The organism is Methylococcus sp. S1M (assembly GCF_051295855.1).
In the GTDB taxonomy this organism is placed as follows: domain Bacteria; phylum Pseudomonadota; class Gammaproteobacteria; order Methylococcales; family Methylococcaceae; genus Methylococcus; species Methylococcus capsulatus.
Genome location: NZ_JBPDXO010000008.1, coordinates 93,176 through 115,114, shown reverse-complemented (window position 1 = coordinate 115,114; position 21,939 = coordinate 93,176). Strand labels below are relative to the sequence as shown.

13 protein-coding genes and 1 pseudogene are annotated in these 21,939 nt (G+C 64.6%); 11 read left to right on the top strand and 3 right to left on the bottom strand.

The genetic code is table 11. From position 1 onward, the window contains the following. Window positions 1-88 precede the first annotated feature (88 nt). The 10 genes from ACSHWJ_RS13680 (at window position 89) to ACSHWJ_RS13635 (ending at window position 15,234) form a co-directional block, all read left to right on the top strand. The gene (locus tag ACSHWJ_RS13680; protein WP_010961949.1) at window positions 89-1,510 is read left to right on the top strand and encodes a form I ribulose bisphosphate carboxylase large subunit; all 1,422 of its coding nucleotides are present in this window, start codon (window positions 89-91) and stop codon (window positions 1,508-1,510) included. Window positions 1,511-1,535: 25 nt separating this feature from the next. Then, window positions 1,536-1,892 (top strand): ribulose bisphosphate carboxylase small subunit, encoded by a 357-nt coding sequence (locus ACSHWJ_RS13675; RefSeq protein ID WP_017365520.1) that lies wholly within the window; start codon window positions 1,536-1,538, stop codon window positions 1,890-1,892. A gap of 117 nt (window positions 1,893-2,009) precedes the next feature. Further along, window positions 2,010-2,810 (top strand): CbbQ/NirQ/NorQ/GpvN family protein, encoded by an 801-nt coding sequence (locus ACSHWJ_RS13670; RefSeq protein WP_017365521.1) that lies wholly within the window; start codon window positions 2,010-2,012, stop codon window positions 2,808-2,810. Between the two features lie 275 nt (window positions 2,811-3,085). Continuing rightward, window positions 3,086-5,047 (top strand): cellulose binding domain-containing protein, encoded by a 1,962-nt coding sequence (locus tag ACSHWJ_RS13665; RefSeq protein WP_432539911.1) that lies wholly within the window; start codon window positions 3,086-3,088, stop codon window positions 5,045-5,047. A gap of 303 nt (window positions 5,048-5,350) precedes the next feature. Next, window positions 5,351-7,081, top strand: a complete 1,731-nt coding sequence (locus tag ACSHWJ_RS13660) for a PP2C family protein-serine/threonine phosphatase (RefSeq protein ID WP_256996551.1) — start codon at window positions 5,351-5,353, stop codon at window positions 7,079-7,081. Window positions 7,082-7,090: 9 nt separating this feature from the next. Then, window positions 7,091-9,130 carry a TonB-dependent receptor plug domain-containing protein gene (locus ACSHWJ_RS13655; RefSeq protein ID WP_256996552.1) on the top strand — a complete coding sequence of 680 codons (2,040 nt, stop codon included), beginning with the start codon at window positions 7,091-7,093 and terminating at the stop codon, window positions 9,128-9,130. Between the two features lie 2 nt (window positions 9,131-9,132). Further along, window positions 9,133-9,969 (top strand): phosphate/phosphite/phosphonate ABC transporter substrate-binding protein, encoded by an 837-nt coding sequence (locus ACSHWJ_RS13650; RefSeq protein ID WP_218798331.1) that lies wholly within the window; start codon window positions 9,133-9,135, stop codon window positions 9,967-9,969. Between the two features lie 38 nt (window positions 9,970-10,007). Then, the gene (locus tag ACSHWJ_RS13645; RefSeq protein ID WP_041361339.1) at window positions 10,008-10,919 is read left to right on the top strand and encodes an ABC transporter substrate-binding protein; all 912 of its coding nucleotides are present in this window, start codon (window positions 10,008-10,010) and stop codon (window positions 10,917-10,919) included. A 233-nt stretch (window positions 10,920-11,152) separates the two neighbouring features. Continuing rightward, window positions 11,153-13,477 carry a nitric oxide reductase activation protein NorD gene (locus ACSHWJ_RS13640; RefSeq protein WP_256996553.1) on the top strand — a complete coding sequence of 775 codons (2,325 nt, stop codon included), beginning with the start codon at window positions 11,153-11,155 and terminating at the stop codon, window positions 13,475-13,477. A 371-nt stretch (window positions 13,478-13,848) separates the two neighbouring features. Beyond that, window positions 13,849-15,234, top strand: coding sequence for a sulfotransferase family protein (locus ACSHWJ_RS13635; protein WP_218798333.1), 1,386 nt, complete (start codon window positions 13,849-13,851; stop codon window positions 15,232-15,234). A gap of 111 nt (window positions 15,235-15,345) precedes the next feature. Here the strand turns inward: ACSHWJ_RS13635 and ACSHWJ_RS13630 are convergent. Then, window positions 15,346-15,918, bottom strand: a pseudogene (locus tag ACSHWJ_RS13630) (bile acid:sodium symporter); the annotation flags it as partial. A 371-nt stretch (window positions 15,919-16,289) separates the two neighbouring features. Here ACSHWJ_RS13630 and ACSHWJ_RS13625 point away from each other — a divergent pair. After that, complete coding sequence (locus tag ACSHWJ_RS13625) at window positions 16,290-19,001, top strand: MMPL family transporter (protein WP_218798334.1); 2,712 nt, start codon at window positions 16,290-16,292, stop codon at window positions 18,999-19,001. Between the two features lie 128 nt (window positions 19,002-19,129). On the opposite strand, the gene ACSHWJ_RS13620 is transcribed toward ACSHWJ_RS13625, so the two are convergent. Further along, complete coding sequence (locus tag ACSHWJ_RS13620) at window positions 19,130-20,308, bottom strand: helix-turn-helix transcriptional regulator (RefSeq protein WP_218798335.1); 1,179 nt, start codon at window positions 20,306-20,308, stop codon at window positions 19,130-19,132. Window positions 20,309-20,478: 170 nt separating this feature from the next. Continuing rightward, on the bottom strand, window positions 20,479-21,642 hold the full coding sequence (locus tag ACSHWJ_RS13615; RefSeq protein ID WP_218798336.1) for a choice-of-anchor tandem repeat GloVer-containing protein: 1,164 nt from the start codon (window positions 21,640-21,642) through the stop codon (window positions 20,479-20,481). Window positions 21,643-21,939 lie beyond the last annotated feature (297 nt).

The window sequence follows — 21,939 nt, the reverse complement described above, 5'->3', positions numbered from 1 at the left end:
TGCCTCGCGAAAAGGGATCGCCCCGATGCCGGCTAGGGAACGGCGGTTCATTGCCATAGCGCTGTTGCAAAACGAGTAGGAGAAAACCATGGCTGTCAAAACATACAACGCGGGCGTCAAGGAATACCGCGAAACCTACTGGGACCCGAACTACACTCCCGCCGACACCGATCTGCTGGCGGTCTTCAAGATCACCCCGCAGCCGGGTGTGCCGCGCGAAGAAGCCGCCGCCGCCGTGGCCGCGGAATCGTCGACCGGCACCTGGACCACCGTCTGGACCGACCTGCTGACCGACCTCGACTATTACAAGGGCCGCGCCTACCGGATTGAGGACGTGCCCGGCCAGGACGAACAGTTCTATGCCTTCATCGCCTATCCCATCGACCTGTTCGAGGAAGGCTCCGTCGTCAACGTGTTCACCTCGCTGGTGGGCAACGTGTTCGGCTTCAAGGCCGTGCGCGGCCTGCGTCTGGAAGACGTGCGCTTCCCCCTCGCCTACGTGATGACCTGCGGCGGCCCGCCCCACGGCATCCAGGTGGAGCGCGACATCATGAACAAGTACGGTCGTCCGTTGCTCGGCTGCACCATCAAACCCAAGCTGGGCCTGTCGGCCAAGAACTACGGCCGCGCCGTGTATGAATGCCTGCGGGGCGGTCTCGACTTCACCAAGGACGACGAGAACGTCAACAGCCAGCCGTTCATGCGCTGGCGCCAGCGCTTCGACTTCGTGATGGAGGCGATCGAGAAGGCCGAGGCCGAAACCGGCGAGCGCAAGGGCCACTACCTCAACGTGACCGCCCCGACCCCGGAAGAGATGTACAAACGTGCCGAGTACGCCAAGGAAATCGGCGCGCCCATCATCATGCACGACTTCATCACCGGGGGCTTCTGCGCCAACACGGGTCTCGCCAACTGGTGCCGCAACAACGGCATGCTGCTGCACATCCACCGCGCCATGCACGCCGTGATGGACCGCAATCCCAACCACGGCATCCACTTCCGCGTCTTCACCAAGATGCTGCGCCTTTCCGGCGGCGACCATCTGCACACCGGCACCGTGGTCGGCAAGCTGGAAGGCGACCGCCAGGCCACCCTGGGGTGGATTGACCTGCTGCGCGAACGCAGCATCAAGGAAGACCGCAGCCGCGGCATCTTCTTCGACCAGGAATGGGGCGCCATGCCCGGCGTGTTCGCGGTCGCCTCCGGCGGCATCCACGTCTGGCACATGCCGGCACTGCTTTCGATCTTCGGCGACGACGCGGTGTTCCAGTTCGGTGGCGGCACCCTGGGCCATCCCTGGGGCAACGCGGCCGGCGCCGCTGCCAACCGCGTGGCGCTGGAAGCCTGCGTGGAGGCCCGCAACGAAGGCCGCCAGCTCGAGAAGGAAGGCAAGGAAATCCTGACCGAAGCCGCCAAGAGCAGCCCGGAACTCAAGGCCGCAATGGAGACCTGGAAGGAAATCAAATTCGAGTTCGACACCGTCGACAAGCTCGACGTGGCCCACCGGTAAGCCTCAAGAGGATTCGGGAAATACCATGAGCGATATGCAAGACTACAAATCCAGCCTGTCCGACAGCGGCTCGCGCAAGTTCGAGACTTTCTCCTACCTGCCGCCGATGGACCCGGAGAAGATCCGCCGGCAGGTGGAATACATCGTCAGCCGCGGCTGGAATCCGGCCATCGAACATACCGAGCCGGAAAACGCCTTCGACCACTACTGGTACATGTGGAAACTGCCGATGTTCGGCGAGACCGACGTCGATGCGATCCTGGCCGAGGCCGAGGCCTGCCACAAGGCGCACCCCAACAACCACGTCCGACTGGTCGGCTACGACAACTTCAGGCAGACCCAGGGCACCGCCATGGTGATCTATCGGGGGCCGTCGGTCTGATTCTGCGGTAACCCCGGGAACGCCTGGAAGCCCCTGTCCGCCCGGCGGATCGGGGCTTCTTCATGGACAACATCCAGAAGCATTCAGTCCGCACCTTCGTTGCGAGGAGGTTCTTCGATGTCCAGCACCGAGCAATACCTGATTCAAGAACGACCCTATTACCGCCCCACCGCCGACGAAGTGGAGCTGTTCGAGGCCGCCTATGCCGCGCGCATGCCGGTGATGCTCAAGGGCCCGACCGGCTGCGGCAAGACCCGGTTCGTGGAATACATGGCCTGGAAGCTTAAGCGCCCGCTGATCACGGTGGCCTGCAACGAAGACATGACGGCCTCGGACCTGGTCGGCCGCTTCCTGCTCGACGCCAGCGGCACGCGCTGGCAGGACGGCCCCCTCACCCTGGCCGCCCGCATCGGCGCCATCTGCTATCTCGACGAGGTCGTGGAGGCCCGCCAGGACACCACCGTGGTCATCCACCCCCTGACCGATCACCGCCGCACCCTGCCGCTGGACAAGAAAGGCGAGCTGGTGCATGCCCACCCGGATTTCCAGTTGGTGATTTCCTACAATCCCGGCTACCAGAACCTGCTGAAGGACCTCAAGCAATCGACCAAGCAGCGCTTCGGTGCGCTGGATTTCGGCTATCCCGAGACGGCTGTCGAGGTCGATGTGGTGTCACATGAGACCGGCATCGATCCCAAGATCGCCGAAAAGCTGGTGCAGATCGCCCACCGCGCCCGGAACCTCAAGGGCCACGGCCTGGACGAAGGCATCTCGACCCGCTTGCTGGTCTATGCCGGCCACCTCATCGCCAAGGGTATCGAGCCCAGAGCGGCCTGCATGATGACGCTCGTTCGCCCTCTCACCGACGACCCGGATATGCGCGATACCCTCGACGCCGCCGTAGCGACGTTTTTCTGACCCCGGCAGACGGCGTCCGCCGCCAAAAAATCCGTGCCGCCGCCCAACGGCGGAGTCGCTCGACGCGCCGCTTTCCACGACATTTCCTCGGCGACACGGTAGAAAACCGGCCTAGGGTGCAACCACTCGGCCTGACACATGTCATACGGGTGTGGCCGATGTCACGTACCCCCTCTCCACTACAGGATGTATTTGCCTGTTCCAGCTCTACCACCGTCGCCAGGACGGTCACCCGGCGTCATCGAACTTGGTGAGTCCAAGAAGGAGTCGAGCAAATGAACACAAGATTTCTTGCCCCCCTATCCGGGCTGGTCCTGCTGGCCGCCTTGGGGGAGGGAACCACGGCGCAGGCCGCCACGCTGCCCGCGCCGGTACCCAACGCGATCGTCAGCGCGTCTTCCTCCTGGGGCACCGCGAGCGATTCCTGGGCCGGATACACCGGCGCCCTGCAAATCTGGGTGCCCGACGCGGTCAGCGGCGGCTGGACCCTGACGTTCCAGTCGGCCGGCCTCGGCCGGCAGGCACAGGCCTCTTCCTTCTGGAACGCCAACGCCGTTTTCGACCCTGTCACCAACACGTTCACCCTCACGTCGCCTTCCTGGGGCGGCGACGTGGCGGCAAACAGCGTCCTTGACGTCGGCTTCAACGCCAGTGGCGCGTTCGACACCTCGGTCGATCTGGCCAACTGCAAATTCAACGGCCAGCCCTGTGTGATCTCGGCCATGACGTCCCAGTCGGCCCAGCAGACCCTGGCCAACCTGAAAGCCGGCTACCAGGGCGGTGGATCGGCCACGCCGACACCCGCACCTTCGGCGACACCGTCCCCGTCTGCAACACCGGTTCCGGTCGCAAGCCCGAAACTGGAAGTGCTGTTTTCCATCAGCAGCTCGTGGGATGGCGGCTACAGCGGCAACGTCGCAGTCAAGAACCTGTCCTCGAAGACTTTGAAGGCCGGAGCCGGCGGCTGGCAGGCCCCGCTGAAATTTCCCGATGCAGCCACTGCCCAGGACGTGTTCAAGAGCGGACCTTGGAACTTTTCTGTCAACATCGCCGGCGACGGTACCGCAACGCTCAAGCCGAAATCCTGGGCGGCGGCCCTGGCGCCCGGCGACGTGGCGGCAAGCGGCTTCAACGGCGGGTCGCCGGCCAATCTGCAGAAGGCAGCCGCTGCGGATTCCACGGTGACGGTGCTGTTCGCACCCTCGGTGCCGAATTCGAACCCGACGCCGACCCCGAATCCGACGGCCACCCCGGCCCCGACTCCGGTGCCGACCACCCCGCCGACCGGAGGCGCCGGCGGGCTGCTGTTCAGTCCCTACAAGGATGTCACCATCTCGATGAACTGGAACAGCAACGTCATGTCGACCGCGGTGACCGGCACGCCGTCGCCGCTCCTGAGCGTGCTGCCGGCCAAGGTACCCGCAGTGACCTGGGCCTTCGCGACCGGCGAGTGCGGCAAGGAGAACTGGGCCGGCATCCAGCCCGATGTCCTGGTCCAGGCCAACCTGCAAGCCTTCGTCGATGCCGGCATCGACTACGTCGTCTCGACCGGCGGCGCGGCGGGCGCTTTCACCTGTTCCAGCGAAGCCGGCATGCGGGCCTTCATCGACCGCTACGCATCGAGCCGCCTGGTGGGCATCGATTTCGACATCGAAGCCGGCCAGAGCCAGGCCGCCATCGCCAGCCTGGTCCGGCAGGTGGCCGCAGTGCAGTCGGACTACCCCAACCTGCGCTTCAGCTTCACCGTGGCCACCTTGGGATCGTCCAACGGAACCGTCACGTCGAACCCCTACGGCGACCTGAACGTCACGGGGTACAACGTGGTCAAGGCGGTGCAGCAGTATGGCATCGCCAACTACACGATCAACCTGATGGTGATGGACTACGGCGCCGCCAACGCCGGCAACTGCGTGGTCGTGAACGGCAAGTGCGACATGGGTCAGACCGCCATCCAGGCGGCCAAGAACCTGAAGGCCAGGTACGGCATTCCTTACGAGCGGATCGAGCTGACCCCGATGATCAGCGTGAACGACGTTTCCGACGAGCTGTTCTCGCTGCAGGACACCGACACCATGGTGCAATGGGCGCTCGCCAACGGCATCGCCGGCCTCCACTTCTGGTCGGCCGACCGCGACACGCCATGCAGCCAAACCTCGGCCTCGCCGACCTGCAGTTCGGTCCCCGGCGTGCCGGCCTGGGGCTACACCAACCGCTTCATCGGCGACCTGGGCCTGTAACGGCCAGCCACGGTTGAAACGATGTCCCAGGGGGAGCGGACGAAAATCCGCTCTCCCTTTTCATTTGCGGCGTCATGACCCAAGCCGGACGCCCTGTTCTCCGTCGCCGGCCTTGAAATTCCGCCGAGCGAAGACCGCTGAACGCCGATCGAGGTTTCCGGCTGCGGCCCGCATGCCTCCGCCCAATGAGGCTGGCCGGCAAGTCAGCAAAGGAATGTAGAATGGTCCGTTTTCACCCGGGGGAGGAATTTCCGTATGCCTCTCCCGCACTCCGGACTTTCGGCTGCGATTCGGAAATCAGCATTGAAAACGACGGCGACGACAGCGTTGGGTCCGGCCGGTGACGAACCGGCGGATTTCGCGCGGGTAAAAGGCGGCATCCGCCGGAGGCTGCTTTTCACCATGCTGGGACTCCTGGTGAGCGGGGTTTTCACGCTCACCGTGGTGGGACTGATCCTGCAGAAGCAGTCGCTGGAGAGTGAATTGGCCAAGCGCGTCGAGTTGATGCGGGCCAATCTGCTGGAACGCGGGACGGCGTTTTCCAAGCTCGTCGAAAACGAAGTCGAAAACGACGTCGCGGCGTTCAACTTCTCCCACATACAGGAAGTCCTGAGTCACTCCCCACAGCTGGACTACGCGATCCTCACCAACACCGAAGGCGTCGCCTTCGTCCACACCCGCTCCCCCGATCTGCAGCAGGAAAAACTCCAGGGCGAGGCCGACCGTTACGCCCTGCGGCAGACTGGCCTGACCCACCGGGAATATCCGGACCAGAACGCCATCGAATTCATCCTGCCCATCCATTTCGGAGCCAAGCCGTGGGGCGTGCTGCGGCTGGGGTTCTCGCTCGAAACGCTGCGGCAGGAAATCGCCAACTCCAGGGCGGAGATCGAAGCAGCGACCCGGCGTGTCGTTCTGCTCGGCACCGGCATCGCCGGCATTTTCATAGTCATTGGCTCGGGCATCGTCGTGCTGGTTTCCAATGCACTGTCGCGTCCGCTGATCCGGCTGACCCGCTCCGTGCGCGCCCTCGCGCGCGGCAACTACGACGACGCCGCCCACCTGCTGGAAACCGAGCTGCCGCAGCGTATGGGACATGCGGCGCCCACCGACGAGATCGGCATCCTCGCCGGTTCGTTCGTCCAGATGGCCGGCGAGATACGCCGCTCCCATGAACAGCTGGAGGAATACAACCGCACACTGGAAGATAAGGTCCGAGTCCGCACCGAGGAACTGGTGGAGGCCTATCGCAAGCAAAAGGAGCTGGAGAACGAAATCCTGCAGGAATCCCTGCGGCTGGCGCGGGACATCCAGATGGGCATGATGTCCACGGCCTTCCCCCGCTTCGCCAAGGGCAGCCCCGTGGACTTGTACGCCATGGTCGACCCCGCGCGCGAGGTCGGTGGGGATTTCTACGATTTCCTGTATTTGGACGGCCGTACCCTGCTGATCGCCATCGGCGACGTCTCCGGCAAGGGGATGGCCGCGGCCTTGTTCATGGTCAAGGTCAAGACGATGATCCGGGCCGTCACTTCCGCCCACGGCTCACCCCGCGAGATCCTGCAGGCTGTGAACCCCGAGCTATGCAGGGAAAACGACGTCGGCATGTTCGTCACGGTATTCCTGGCCACCCTGGATGTGGAAACGGGTCGGCTGGTGTACAGCTATGGCGGCCACAACCGGCCGGTTCTGTTGGGGCGGGACGGCAGCGTGGAGATGCTGACGGGCGACACCGCCGTCGCCTTGGGCGTTTTCGACGACATCGAGTTCAGCGAACAGGAACGGGTGCTGCAGCCGGGCGCCGCCCTGGTGATGTATACCGACGGAGTGAACGAGGCCATGAATGGCGAAAGCGAATTATTTGGCGATTCGCGCCTGCTGGCCGCGCTGCGAGGCAGGACACGCGAGGATGCCAGTGAACTCGTCGACGCGGTCATTTCTCGGGTACGCGCCCACGCCGGCACCGCCGAGCAATCCGACGACATCACACTGATCGCAGTGCGCCGGGCTCCGTCTGCCGGCGTGGCCGTTTGAGGCGGGTGGATGCGCCGTAGCGACCACAGGAACCGGCATCCGGCATGGGCGGCGGCGCTGTGGCTGGCCGCTGCTGGAGCGGCATCCGCAGCGCGGGCAGAACAAGCGCCGGGCGACGCCGATATGGAAGGCGAACTCAAGTTTCTCGAGGCCGAGCGCGACACCTTGGTCACGGCTTCACGCACCAAGGAGCGTACCGACGAATCCATCGCCACCAGCACCGTCATCACTCAAGACCAGATCAGGCGCATGGGCGCCAGGACGCTGTCCGACGCCTTGCGCATCGTGCCAGGCATCGGCATCACCCAGACCGAATTCGGCATCGGTGCCATCGACGTGCGCGGGGTGCGTACCTCCTTTTCCGACAAGGTGCTGATGCTGCTGAACGGCCATCCCCTGGACCAGGACATGGCCAATCCCGGCAGCACCTGGGTCTATGACGACCTGGCCGTCGACACCATCAAGCGCATCGAGGTGGTGCGCGGTTCGGCTTCCGCCCTCTACGGCGCCAACGCCATGATGGCGGTCATCAACATCATCACCGAGGACGCCAAGGACACCCACGGCGTCCGTGCCTCGGCAGGTTACGGCAACTACGACACCCAGCAGTACCGGCTTTCGGCCGGCCAGCGGTTCGACAACGGCGAGGCCGTGGTGCACTTCAACTACCGGGGTACCAACGGCCTGCCGCGCAACGCGGGAGGAACCCAACGGGCGGTGACAGGGCCGGAAAAACGCTACGACCTGGAATGGCAGCTGGGGTATGAGGGTTTCAAGCTGGACGGCCGCTATATCGGCAAACGGCTCGACCCTTACGTCAGCCCGTTCGATCTGAACGCGGTCACCCAGAACAACCAGTACGACAACTACTTTCTGCGCCTCAGCCGGGACTGGACCGTGCGCGAGGACTTGAGCCTCAGCACCCAGCTCTATTACGATTCCTTCGACAGCAGCTACACGGGCACCGCCGGTGCCGGCTCGCGTCTCAATCCGCTGATCGCCTCCTGGGGCGGCGGCTCGAACGATTCCCGCACCGGGGGCGAGGTGCAGGCCAATTACCGGGTTTCCCGCAACAACAGCCTGATCGGCGGCGTCGCGCTGGCTCGGGAAGCGTACGACAATCCGTCCTATCGCCAAACGGTACCCTACAATCCCGATTTCAATATCAAGGCCACCAGTTCCGACATGTCGCGCACGCGCTGGAGCGTCTATCTGCAGGACATGTGGGAGGTCTGGCACAGCCTGCACCTGAGTCTGGGCGCGCGCTACGATCACTACAGCGACTTCGGCGGCACCTTCAACCCGCGCATGGGCTTCAACTGGGAGTTCGTCCGCGATTACTCCCTGAAGTTCTCCTACGGCACCGCCTACCGCGCGCCGGTGCTGGGAGAAATGGACCCCTACACCAACGTTCTGGCCATCGGCAATCCCAACCTGGACCCGGAACGGGAGCAAACCTTCGAAACCGGCCTCGTGGCGCACCCCTTGCGCGGGCTCACCACCCAGGCGGTGTATTTCCACAGCCGCATCGCCGACATGATCGACGCGGTACGGTACTGTCCGGCGCCCGGCGCCTGTCCCAAGAGCGAGGTCTTCCCCAACTTCAAGCGGTACGAAAACCAGGGCACGCTCGTCACCGACGGGGTGGAATGGGAGGGGCGCTACGATTTCCAGGGAGCCGATCACGGCAGCTATCTGCTGGCCAATTACACCTACCAGAACCCGCTGCTGAACGGGCAGACTGCGCCGGCCGTGCCGCACAGCCGGGTGAACCTCATCGCCAACTGGCGCTTCGACCGCCACTGGAACGGCTTCGCCAACCTGCTTTACAACGGCGCGGTCGCGGGCGATTCCTCGGTGTCTCCGGCTTCGCCGGATCTCGGCAGCTACGCGCTGCTCAACCTCAGCGTCCTCAACCAGGGCCAGCTCGTCAACGGCCTGGACATGGGCCTGACCGTCTACAACCTGCTCGGCAAGCAATACGCCGATCCCGGCGACTTCTCGGTGCCGGGCCGGACCTTTTACGGCCACATGAGTCTGCGGTTCTAGTCATGGCAGCCGAATCCAAGCACCGTACCCGATGGCTCCGGCGGCGCGCGTGGACGGCGGCTGCATTGTGCTGTGCCGCGGCGACCGCGCCGGCCGAAGACGCGGTGTTTTTTTTCAATCCCGAGAGCAGCATCGACAGCTATGCCATGCTCAAGACCGCGTTCGACACCTACCTCGCCCCGCTCGGACCCTACGTATTCCAGCCCTTCAACGTCCGGGCGACTTTCGAGCAGGCATTGGGGCAGAATTCGCGCGGCGTCTACATGCTCTCCGGCTGGCATTACGGCGAGATCAAGGGCCGCCAATCCCTGGACGCCGTGCTGGTCGGGGTCTCCAAGGGCGCGTTCCTGCAGCGCAAGATTCTTTCCGCCAAGGACGTGGCCGACGTGTCTGCCCTTAAAGGCGTGACCGTCGCCGGGACCGGCAGCGAGGACTACCTGCGAACCCTGCTGAAGCAGACGCTGGGGCCGGAGCGTCACGCCCTGGTCGACAGCTTCAAGGTGCTGAGCGTGCCCAAGGACATCGACGCGCTCATGGCCGTGAGCTTCGGCATGGCACAGGCCGCGATTTCCTCCGAAGCCAGCCTGCAGAAGCTGGCCGCGATCAATCCCAAGCAGCACAGCCAGCTGAAACCCTTGGCACAGAGCGAGAAGGCCTTCCTGCTGATCGCCACGGTTCCCCGCTCGTTCCGGCAGGAAGGCGCGCCCCTGGTCGAGATATTGGAAGACATGGACAAAAAGCCCGAGGGCGTCACCAACCTCAAGCTCCTCGGACTGGACGGCTGGAAGCGCGTCGAAACGCTGGAAGCGCCTTATTCCACCCAATTGCGCGCGCCGTGACCGCCATGTGCCGACGACACCCGCTAACGAAATGGGGTTTGCTGCTGGGGGCTCTGCTGACGCCTGCCGCCGTAACAGGGCAGGAGCCCGCCGGCAAGATCGTCGTGCTCAACACGGCCCGTTCGGTCGACCGCTACCGTCTGACCGAGGAGGAGTTCCGCCGGCAGATGGGAGGGCAGACCATCATCGACGTCAACCTGGAGGAGTCGGATCTCGATGCGGCGGGCCTGAACGACCTGATAGCGCGCGAACACCCCGACTTGGTTTACAGCATCGGCTCCCAGGCCTTCCACCTGGCCGGCGCCGCCGCGGGCGGCGCGCCGCAACTGTTCTCATCCGTCATCAACTGGCAACGGTTCCCGCAGCGGGCCGGCGTTTACGGCATCGCCAACGAGCTGTCGCTGTCCCAGGAACTGTCGCTGCTGCGCTATCTGTTGCCGAAGGCGGTCCGGGTCGGCGTCCTGTTCGACCCGAAATTCAACCGCGAACGGATCGCCGAAGCCAAGGCCTATTCCAAGGATGTGGGATTGACGCTGGTGGAGAAGTCCATCGACAACCCGGTCAACGACGAGGTGGACGACGCCTTGCTGGAACTCCTGCCACAGATCGACATCCTCTGGCTCGTTTCCGATCCCGGCATCTTGACGGACCGGGACAGGGTGGAAGGCATCTTCCAGGCAGCGGACGAAGCCGGCAAGCCGGTCTACGCCTACAGCGAGGTATTCATCGGCTTCGGCGCCAGCCTGGTGGCGGCCCCGGACATTCCCACCATAGGCCGCCAGGCGGCCACCTTGGCCCAGTCCCTTTTGCGCAAGGAAGAACCGGCGGCAGCGGTGCAGTTTCCGGCCGGCTCCAACATCATCCTCGATGCCTGCCATCTGGCCAAACTGAATACCGAATACAACCCGGATGCCCTGGATTCGGTCAACCGCCTGCTCGAATGCCACTGAGCCGTTTCGAGCAGGGCCCTGGAGCATCGGGAGTGGGCCGCTCGCCGAGAGCGGTTGGCGTGATCTCGCTGCTCTCCCATGGCCCCCGTCAAGAAAGGCGATGTCATTGAAGGCACGCGCGGCACGGAAATACGAGGCGACGACGCCCCTTGGAGCCTTTGCTGTCCTCGCCCTTTCCAGTAAGCTGCCTGACAATGGTATCCGAGACCAGTGAGGCCCCCATGAGCTTGAACTTGAGCGACTACCAAGAACATCTCGAACGACTCGATCCTCGCGTCAAGGACACGCTGGAGGCGAGCTTCCACGAAGCCGCACGGGTCATGTCGCCGGGCGCCCTCAAGAACTACATCGAGGGCGCGCGGGCCTTGTCGGAACTCGGGCGCGGCGCAGAGCTGGTGCTGGCCTATGTCCAGCAGATGCCGCTGGTGTGCAAGGAGGTCGGCGACGAGGTGATCGCGGACGTCGTCAGCGGCGTGATGAAACTGGCGTCCATGGTCAGCGGGGCGGTGATCGAGCGGCTGTTCGACAGCCTTCCCACCGCAGCCCGGCGGCTGGGCGACGGCGAGCTTTTGCGGCAGTACCTCGGCCTGATCCACCAGCTTTCCGCCAAGGCACCGCGGGGCCTGCGACCGATGCTGGACCACCTCGACCCGCTGTTCGACAAACTGACCCTGGGGGGACTGCGGCGCTGGGCATTGTGGGGCGCTCAGGCCCATGCCCGCGACTTCGAGACCCTGGCAAAATACTTCGCCCTGGAGACTGCCGACAGCCTGGCGGTGCTACAGCAGGAGCGGCGCGGCACCCTGTTCGTCGACACCCAGCGCAAGCTCAACTTCTACCTGCGCGCGCTGTGGGGCCGGGATTTCTACCTGCGCCCCACCTCTGGCGATTTCGAGACGCGCGAAGGCTACAAACCGTACATCGAACACGGGGTGATCTTCGTGCCCGATGCGTACGACGACTTCGGCCCGGTATCGGGCAAGGAACTCTACCGGGCAACCGCCGCCCATGCCGCCGCCCACCTGGCTTACACCATCCGCCCGCTGTCCGCGGAGCAACTGACGCCGGTGCAGATGTTCCTGATCGGTCTGTTCGAGGACGCCCGCGTCGAGGCGCTGGCGATCCGCGAATTCCCCGGGCTCAAACAGCTCTGGGCGCCTTTGTTCGAAGCCGCCCTCGGCAGCGACCGCAACGCCGACCCGATGGTACTCTGGCTGGAGCGGCTGGCTCACGCTCTGCTCGATGAACGGATAGGAGCCGACGATCCGATCGTGGCCGAGCTGCGCGAATCCTTCCATGCCGCGCTGGCCAAGGATCCGGCCGACAACCGGCTGAGCTGGGACCTGGGCGTCACCCTCTCCAACCGCCTCAAGGACCGGTGGGGCCTGCCCTCGCTGCGCGTCCTGGAAAGCTTCGGCGTGCCGTACCGGGACGACAACCGCTTCCTCTGGACCTTCGGCGAGACCGAATGGGCCGAGGCCGACCACATCGCCGCCGGCCAGCGCCAGGTACGCAGGAAGGTATCCCTGATGGAGATGATCGACGAGATCGATTGCGAACTGGCCGGGGACGACGCCCAGGAAATCTGGACCCTGGAAACACCGTTCTATCTCGATCAGGAAGGCTGCACCATCAACGAACTGGAAGGCAAGGAACCGGTCAGCGACCCTTACCACTATCCGGAATGGGACTACCAGGTCCAGTTGCACCGCCCCAACTGGGCCACCGTGCTGGAGCGGCGCCAGGCCAAGGACGACCCGGCTCTCGTCGAACGGGTCCTGCTCGAATACAAGCCCGTCGCCAGCCGCCTCAAGCACATCATCGACGCCCTGCAGCCGCAGGGTGTGATCCGCCAACGGCGGCGGGAAGACGGCGACGAGATCGACCTGAACGCCGCCATCCGGGCCATGATCGACATCCGCATGGGCGAGATGCCCGACCCCCGCATCAACATCCGCACGATCCGCAAGACCCGCGACCTCGCGGTACTGCTGCTGCTCGACTTGTCGGAATCCACCAACGAAACCTTGCCCGGCAGCGATCGGCCAATCATTCAGCTGGCACGCGAGGCCTGCACCCTGCTGGCCTGGGCCATCGACGGCATCGGCGATCCCTTCGCCATCCACGGCTTCGCCTCCGACGGCCGCCACGACGTGCAGTACTACCGCTTCAAGGATTTCGACCAGCCTTTCGACGACCAGGCCAAGTCCCGTATCGCCGGGATGAAGGGCGGGCTGTCCACCCGGATGGGCGCCGCCATGCGGCATGCCGCGCACCATCTGCGACATCGGCCCCAGCAGAGGAAATTGCTGCTCCTGGTCAGCGACGGCGAACCGGCCGACATCGACGAGCGCGACCCGCAGTATCTCCGCCTCGACACCAAGAAGGCAGTCGAGGAACTGGCCTCCTCGGGCATCATGACCTACTGCCTGACGCTGGACCCGGATGCCGACGCTTACGTCTCCCGGATTTTCGGCCCCAACCGCTATACGGTCGTGGACCGCGTCCAGCGCCTGCCCGAACGGCTGCCCATGCTGTTCGCCGGCCTGACGGCCTGAAAAAAACCCCGGCGCGGCGAAGCCGACGACTCCATCGTTCGGATCGAGATCATTTGAGAGCGAAAAACAATGGAAGTTCTAGTAAATTACTCTCGCCACGCATGGCTGATCGCGGACCGGGCCGGTCAAACGCCCGCGGAATGAAACCTGCCGACCAAAGAAAAGAATAATGGAACCGCTCAAACACCCGCCATACGGCATCCCTTCTCGTCCCTTCCGCCCGGACCGTTGCGGCGCCGAGTGAAACCAGCGACTGCCGGTCCCGGGCCATGTCCAAGGGGATGCGGACACGCCCACTGGCATAGATCACGCGGACCGGATGGCCCGCGAAGCCAGGCGTGCGCCCACCGAAACCTCTCAGTGGCAGCCCCATGTTCTTCAATTACCGCGGCTTTCTGAAAGCCCTGCGCCTGGCGTTGTTCCAGCGGCCCTTCCGGCTCAGACGCTGGTTCTACGTGCTGCTTTTTTCCGCCTTGTACCTCGCCTTCGTGGCTTTCGTGGCGCTCGGCCGCCTGCTGGATCACGTCTTTTTCCCCGGCTTCAGAAAAACCAGCGTCGAACGGCCGGTATTCGTGATCGCCCCGCCCCGGAGCGGGACCTCCTTCCTGCAGCGTGTGCTCTGCGCGGACGAGCAGCGCTTCGTGCACTGGAAGATGTACCAGACCATTTTTCCGAGCATCTGTTTTCAGGCCGTCTTCAACGGTCTGGCCTGGATCGACACCAAGTGCGGCGGCGTGATCCGGTGCCTGATGCAAGGCTGTGAGCGGAAGTGGTTCGGCGGCTGGGACGAGATGCACCGGATGCGCCTGGACCAGCCGGAGGAAGACCAGGCGCTGTTCCTCTACGCGTTCGCTTCCGAGGCGATCTTCATGCTGTTTCCTTTCGTGGAGCCGCTTTGGGAGGTGGGCTTTCCCGATGCCCTTCCGCCGGCATCCCGCCGCAAGCTGATGGCCTATTACCGTTCCTGCATGCAGCGCCATGTCTACGCCAACGGCGGCGGGCGCACCCTGCTGGTCAAGTCGACCCATGCTTCGGGCGCCATCGAGTCGATCGCAGAGGAGTTTCCGGATGCCCGATTCATCACCATCGTTCGTCACCCGGACGAAGCCATCCCGTCCCACGTCAGCCTGTTCGTTCCGGTCTGGCAGACCCATTCGCCGGAAATCGAAAGGGACGGGGCCGAGTCGAAAGCCTACGCCGCCCTGGCAGTCGAATGGTACCGGCATCTGGACCGGTTCCGCGCGCGGGTGGAGCCCGCCAATTATTACTGCATCGACTACCGCGATCTCCGGGCCGATCCGGGCCGCACGGTCGCCGCCCTTTACCGCCACTTCGGCTGGAACGTGACCGGATCCTACCGGGCGGTGCTGCAGGACTTCACCGAGCGGCAGCGCACCTTCCAGAGCACCCATCGCTATTCGCTGGAGGAATTCGGGCTGTCGAAACAGTGGATACGCCAGGAGCTGGGGCCGGTGATCGAAAGCCACGGCCTGGACGGAGAGGAGACCTCCAGCCAGAAGCCGCAGACGGAAAGCCTAGGGCAGACGCTTGTTCCAGGCGGGCACCGGCGATCCTCGGCGTTCGGCCAGCAAGCGGTAATACGCGGCATGCAGGAGCCCCAGGAGGATCAGGGCGAGCCCGTCGGCCACCACCACCGCCACCGCCTGCGTGCCGGCGAAGCTCTCGACGGCGACGATGATGGCCAGGGCGATGTTGCGGTTGGCTGTGCCGAATGCGATCACTCGCCTGCCCTGTGAGTCCGGCCCGCCGAAGGCGTAGCCCAGCCAGAACGACAGTTCTCCCGCCAGAACGAAGGCCAGCAGGGGTTTCCACCCGGTCGCGAGGAGGGTCCCGGATTCGATCCAGGTCACGAATGCCAGGGACACGGCTCCCGCCGCCTCCGCCAGGATATCCAGAGGCCGGACCAGATGGCCGGCCAAGCCGGGGAGTCCGAACCTGAGCGCCATGCCTGCGATGAGCGGCATGCTGACGGTGCAGAACAGCACCGCCAGAAGATTCGGATAATTGAACCTGAGCGTGGCGCCACCGCCCAGCGCCGCGAAACCGGCATCGAAAGCCAGCGGCGTGAGGACAATGGCGAACACGGGAAAAATCGCGGTCAAACCGGCCGCCAGCGCCAGATCGCCCCGCGCCATCTTAACGAAGACCGGCACAACCGGGGCGAAGGGTGCGGCGGCCAGCAAGAGCATCCCGGCCGCATATTCCGGCGGAAGAGCGAAGCCACGCGCCAGACCATAAGCCAGGAGGGGAACCGCGATGAAATTGAGCGGCAGTACGACGGACCAACGGCAGCCTCGAATCGCCGACACGACGGCTGCGACTTCGAGCCGCAGACCGACCGCCAGCAGCAGCCCTCCCAGGGAAGCCATGGTCAGGCCGCGGATCAGAAACTCAGGCTGTATCGGAAGAGTTTGGGGCACGGAAGATGAGAGGAAAAGGCAGAATCTGGCACCGTCTTTCCTGGCGGCTGGAATACCATTTCAATCGACGGCGGAACGAACACGCTAAAAGAATTTGAATATGAAACGCGCGCGAAGCCTATTAGATGGGGGTTTTCGGACCCACGGCCGACATACTTTCTTTTGGACGGCCAAAAGAAAGTACGCAAAGAAAAACCGCCCGGAGGCCGCGAAAGCTTCCTGCGCTTCTCGCTTTCGACGAGGGGCCATCGAAGGGGCTCCTGCCCCTCCATGGACGAGCCGCTTCCTTGCGGCTCCCCTTCGGGCTGTCCTCGCCGAAAGCTGCGATGCTCGGCGCGGCCTAACGGGATAGCTCAAAAAGGAGGCACGTTTTGATCACGCGAAAAATACGCCTGCGGACCCGCATCGACCGCCTGTTGTCCGTCTGGTTCTATTTTTCGATGCGCCATGCCGTGGCGGTGATCGCTTTTTCGATCCTCGCCGCCATAGCCGCCGTAAACTACACGATCCACAACCTCCGCATCAACACCTATCCCGGCAATGTGCTGTCGGACGAACTGCCGTGGCGTCAGGACAAACTGGCCTACGAAAGGGCCTTCCCGCAGTTCCGCGATTCCATCGTCATCGTCCTCGACGCTCCGACGCCGGACCAGGCGCGGGATGCGGCGGCCAGGCTCTATCACCGGCTGCGCGAGGATTCCGCCCAGTTCGAATGGGTGTTCTATCCACCGGAAAGCGGGTTCTTCCGCGAGAACGGCCTGCTGTTCGACGACGCCGCGGACCTGGAAAAAATGTCCGATCACCTGGCCAGGGTACAGCCATTCCTGGCGGAGGTGTCCGCCGACCGGAGCCTCCGCGGGGTGTTCTCGCTCCTGGAGCGGGCCCTGCGCACCGGCGAGGACAAGGACATCGATTTCGCCGCCGTGTTCGGCCGCCTCGCCGCGGCGCTCCGCGGCTATCTGGACGGCGCCGGAACGCCCCTGTCCTGGATCGAACTGATGGCCGGCGAGGACGCCAAGCCCGCCGACAGGCGCGTGCTGCTGGAGGTCATGCCGCGGATCGAATACAGCTCGCTGGCGCCCGGCGAAAATCTCATGGCGGCGATCCGCCAGACCGGCAAGGAACTGCGCCTGGAAGAAAGCGGCGTCGCGATGCGGCTCACCGGTGCCGCCGCCCTGTCCGTGGACGAACTCAAGAGCGCCAGCATCGGCGCCCAGATGGCGAGCCTCGGTTCGTTCCTGGGAGTCAGCCTGGTCATGCTGATCGGGTTGCGGTCGCTGTGGCTGGTGCTGGCGGTGCAGATCGGCCTGGTGCTCGGACTGATCTTCACCGCTGCCTTCGCCGCCCTGGCGCTCGGCCAGCTCAATCTGATCTCGGTCGCCTTCTCCGTCATGTACATCGGCATCGGCGCCGATTACGCCATTTATCTGAGCCTGCGCTACCGCGAGCTGGCCTGCCGCTCGCACAACCATCGCAGCGCCCTGAAACGCGCCGTCCGCCACGTCGGCGGATCGCTGGAAATCGGCACCCTGACCACCGCCGTCGGCTTCTTCTGCTTCGTACCCACCAGCTACCGGGGGGTCGCCGAGCTGGGGATCATTTCCGGCGCCGGCATGTTCATCAGCCTGCTGGTGACACTCGCCATCCTCCCGGCTTTCCTCGGCCTCCGACGCCCTTCACGTTACCTCGGCCCCCATGCGGGGCATGAGGAACCGCCGCGCTGGCAGCGGACTCTCCTGACTTTTCCGCTGCGCCATTCGCGGGGCGTTCTGGTCGCCGCGGCCATCGTCGCCGCCCTCGCCTTCGTGCCACTGAAGTCGGCCCGCTTCGACCAGAACCCGCTCAACCTCCAGGACCCCTCTGCCGAATCGGTCCGGACCTTCCGCGAACTGCTGGCCGACGGCTCCAATTCACCCTGGTTCCTGGCGGCGCTGGCCAAGGATGGCGGAGAAGCGGCGGCCATGAAGCAGCGGCTGGAAAGGCTGCCGGTGGTGGACAAGGTTCTGACGCTCGAGGATTTCGTGCCGGAAGACCAGGACGAAAAACTGGACCTGATCGACCAGATGGCGCTGACCCTGGGACCGCAGCCGGCATCGGGCGCCAGCAAGCCGCGGCCCGCGCCCGACGAGGAGGCCGCGGCCGTGCGCGGGTTCCTGGCGACCCTCACGGCTCACCTCTCGGCCCACCCCGACGCCGCCGACGCGCCGGCCGGCTTCCGCCTCGCGGCGGAACAGGCCCGGCTGGCCGAACGCATCCAGTCCACACAGGGCGAGGCCCGAACCGAAACCGTGGCGCGGATATCCCAGATCCTGGTGGACGGGCTCGACGGCCAGTTGGACCGGCTGGCGGACGCCCTGAAGGCCCGCCGGGTCGATATCGGCGACCTGCCGGACGACTTCCGCTCCCGCTGGATCACCAAGGATGGCATACGGCGGGTCGAAATCCGGCCGAAAGAGGACCTGCACGACCCGCAAGCCATGCGCCGTTTCGTGGACCAGGTCCGGCAGGTGGTGCCGCATGCCACGGGGGTGCCGGTGCTGTTCCTGGAATCCGGCGACGCCGTGGTGACGGCCTTCCTGCAGGCTTTCGCCTACGCCATCGTGGCGATCACCGTGATCCTGTTCCTGACCATGGAGAAAAAGATCGACGTGGCGCTGGTCCTGCTCCCGCTGCTGCTGGCCTCCCTGCTGACGGGAGCGGCCATGGCGCTGGCGAGAATCCCCTTCAACTTCGCCAACATCATCGCCCTGCCGCTGGTGTTCGGCATGGGGGTGGACAACTGCATCCACATGGTCCACCGCTTCCGCACCGCGCCGCCGAAGGACGGCATCCTCCTGCACACCAGCACCGCCCTGGCCGTCGTGCTGAGCGCGCTCACCAACATCAGCGGCTTCGGCAACCTCGCGGTGTCGCCCCATCTCGGCATGGCCAGCATGGGGATCATGCTGAGCATCGGCATCCTCGCCACGCTCTTGTGCAGCATGATCGTGCTGCCGGCGTTGCTGGCGCAGACGGAGCATCTGGGCCGGTTGAAACGATTTCCTTGCGATCGACTCCATGGGGAGACTCCCGGCCCAGCATGAACCAGCGGCCGATCTGCCGAACAGGAGCAAAACATGCGCAAGATCCTCGTTCGGGCCGAATGGGACGACCAGGCGAAAATCTGGATAGCGACGTCCGACAACGCAGCAGGGCACGCCGGAAGCCGGGATCACGACGCACGGCTGGCGGCGAGCGCCATCCGGACCAGTTCGGTGAGACGGCGGACGCCAGTCTTCTGGCGGATATGCTGGATATGGGAGCGGACCGTGGCGACGCTGACGCGCAAGCCAGCCGCGATCGCCTCTGGCGTCGCTTCTTCCATCAGCCCAAGCAGCACGGATTGCTCCGCCGCCGTCAGATGAAACAGCCCACAGAACGACCGCAGCGAATCCTTGTTGATTCCACGGCAATTGTCGATCACCACCAGATAGCGCGCACGCAGCGATGGCAACCCTGGCACGAAGACTTCGCTCAGCGGGGCGACCAAGGCGCTGAGTGTTTCCCCAGCCTCACCCGGCTTGGCCAGGGTGAAGGCGATTCGTGTGTGCCGGCCCTGATCCGCCAGATTCAGCGCTTCGTCGAAAGCTGGGCAGGCGCGCGTGCCCAGGCCGATGACCCGGCCATGGCGGATCCTGACCGCCGTCGGCATGGCATTGAGCAGTCGCTCGGCTGCAGGATTGCCCTGCAGAATCCTGCAGCCTGCGTCGAGCAGGAACACCGCCTGACTGAGCCAAGCGACGACCGCTTCGTTGAGGTCGCGGCCTCTCTCCAGTAGCCCCAGCCGAAACGCAATCCTGAAGGCCCGGTTGAGATGCCGTGAAACACTTTGCAGTTTCCTGCGGTCAGACTCATCGAAACCCTCCGAGCCCACGCCGCGGAAATAGCAAAGTACGACGTGCGGCATATCGGACTTGGCATCCCATAGATTGCTGCAAAGCACATCGCCGATGTCCTGACCGACCAGCCAGTCGTTGTAGAAGGCACTGCGGACTAGTTCCCGCCGCTCCACCAGCATGCTGCCGGCGAGCGTGTGGCCACCCTCGGCCAGGTTCTTGTCACGCGCCGCCTGCACCCAGATGTCGCGCTCGCCCCAGTAAGCCTGGTAGTTTTGACCGTAATCGCTTGGAATGTTGTAGCTCAGCAGGAAGGGGTTGGCGTAGTCGGTCAGTTTGAATCCGATCAGATTGAAGGCGCTGGCGTCGAGGTGGATACGCAGCTGATCGAGCGTTTTCTGCCAGCTCTCCGGATTCAGGGCGGACTCGTAGATGGCCTGAACCAGCTCGTCGTAAGCCGCTCCGCCCCAGCCCTCGGAGAACGCGGTTTCCGGCTTTGAATATTTCCCACTCATAAGGCCTTCCGCATGAGACGCCCGATTTGCCCGAATGGATCGAAAGCGCCTGACTGGTCAGCCCCTGATCCGAACCGGAGCCTATTACACTACTTTTTCTGCTGTTCCTTCTATCCGAAAAAGCGCGCGCCTCATCCGAACGCCGCTGGCGGACCGCCTTCGGCATCGCCCTACAGCCCGAAAAGCGCGGCGAAGCCGGGATAAATACCGGGACTCCGCTCGAAATCGTGCAGCACGCCGAACCTGTGGGCCGGGTCGATCCGGTACACCGTGCCGATGTTGGAGCGGCCACCATTCGCGGTGGTGCCGTAGAGCGCGCCATCCGGGCCGACCGTGATGCCAGCGTAGGGATACGCCCCTTGGAGCAGGTCGAATTCGTGCAGAATCCCGCAACGGCCATCGGCGCCGATGCAGTATACGGTCCCGGCGCCCGCCCGGCCGCCGCCACGCGTGGCACCGTACAGTCCTCCCTCGCCGAACGTCACGGCGGCGAAGGGCTGGGCTCCGTTCTTTCCGTCGAAATGGTGCAGCACGCCGAAACGACCATCGGGGAGGAGACGGTAGATCGTACCGGCGTTCGAACGTCCGCCGCCGACGGTCGTGCCATAGAACGCGCCGTCCGGACCGGCGATCAGGCCGGCGTAGGGGCAGGCGCCGCGTTTGAGGTCGAAAGCGTGTACGACGCCGAAACGGCCGCCCGGCTCGATCCGATACACCAGACCGGCCCCCCGGTCTCCGCCGCTCCAGGCGGTGCCGTAGAAGGTTCCGTCCGGCGCGAAGACCGGGGCGCCGTAGGGGTTGGCGCCGGCGGTTCCGTCGAAATGATGCAGTACGCCGAAGCCGCCGTCGGGATGGATCCGGTAGACGGCGCCCCGGCCGGCATGGGCGCCGGTCCAGGCCGCGCCGTACAAGGCCCCATCCGGCCCCGGCGTGACCGGCGCATACAGGTTCGCTCCGTGCATGCGCTCGAAGTCGTGCAGGAGGCTAAAGCGCCCGACCGGGTCGATCCGGTAGACCGTACCCTGGTCCGATTCGCCGCCATTGACAGTGGTACCGTACAGCGTGCCGTCGGGGCCGAAGGTCGGAGCGGCGTAAGGGTTCGCCCCCTGCGCACCGTCGAAGTCGTGCAGCACGCGGAAGGCGCCGTCCAGACCGAGCCGGAACACCGTGCCGCGGTCGGCGCTGCCGCCGCGCCAGGTCGTCCCGTACAACGCGCCGTCCGGGCCGAAAGTTGCCGCAGCATAGGGATGCGCGCCGCGCGCCATGTCGAAGTCGCGGCAGGCGCGTTGGTGAGGAATACCCGGCCCGGCATTCGCGGAATGACCGGTGTTCATGGCAAGGCCCAGGAAGCTTGCGGACCATCCGCTTCGCAAACGGCCAGCCCCACCGAAACCCCGACGGAAATTGCGGAGCCTGAAAGTTTGACAGCAGACATGTTCATCTCTCCGTTCAAGGTGTTTTCTCCATCGTTGCCGGGTTCTTCCCGATCTTCGACTTTGTGTGACGGGGCCTTGGCGAAATCCTGCAAAGGCACAGGGCAGGTGCGTAAGGCGATCCGCCGATACGCCAGGCAAAGGTGCCGTTTCGGCACGGCCTTCATCACTCCAACAAGCCCGGCGCATCGATCACCG

Bases quoted from the DNA above. Each gene is read 5' to 3' on its own strand.
- ACSHWJ_RS13655 (WP_256996552.1), top strand. From the start codon at position 7,091: ATGCGCCGTAGCGACCACAGGAACCGGCATCCGGCATGGGCGGCGGCG.
- ACSHWJ_RS13665 (WP_432539911.1), top strand. From the start codon at position 3,086: ATGAACACAAGATTTCTTGCCCCCCTATCCGGGCTGGTCCTGCTGGCC.
- ACSHWJ_RS13615 (WP_218798336.1), bottom strand. From the start codon at position 21,642: ATGAACACCGGTCATTCCGCGAATGCCGGGCCGGGTATTCCTCACCAA.
- ACSHWJ_RS13675 (WP_017365520.1), top strand. From the start codon at position 1,536: ATGAGCGATATGCAAGACTACAAATCCAGCCTGTCCGACAGCGGCTCG.
- ACSHWJ_RS13670 (WP_017365521.1), top strand. From the start codon at position 2,010: ATGTCCAGCACCGAGCAATACCTGATTCAAGAACGACCCTATTACCGC.
- ACSHWJ_RS13635 (WP_218798333.1), top strand. From the start codon at position 13,849: ATGTTCTTCAATTACCGCGGCTTTCTGAAAGCCCTGCGCCTGGCGTTG.
- ACSHWJ_RS13650 (WP_218798331.1), top strand. From the start codon at position 9,133: ATGGCAGCCGAATCCAAGCACCGTACCCGATGGCTCCGGCGGCGCGCG.
- ACSHWJ_RS13620 (WP_218798335.1), bottom strand. From the start codon at position 20,308: ATGAGTGGGAAATATTCAAAGCCGGAAACCGCGTTCTCCGAGGGCTGG.
- ACSHWJ_RS13680 (WP_010961949.1), top strand. From the start codon at position 89: ATGGCTGTCAAAACATACAACGCGGGCGTCAAGGAATACCGCGAAACC.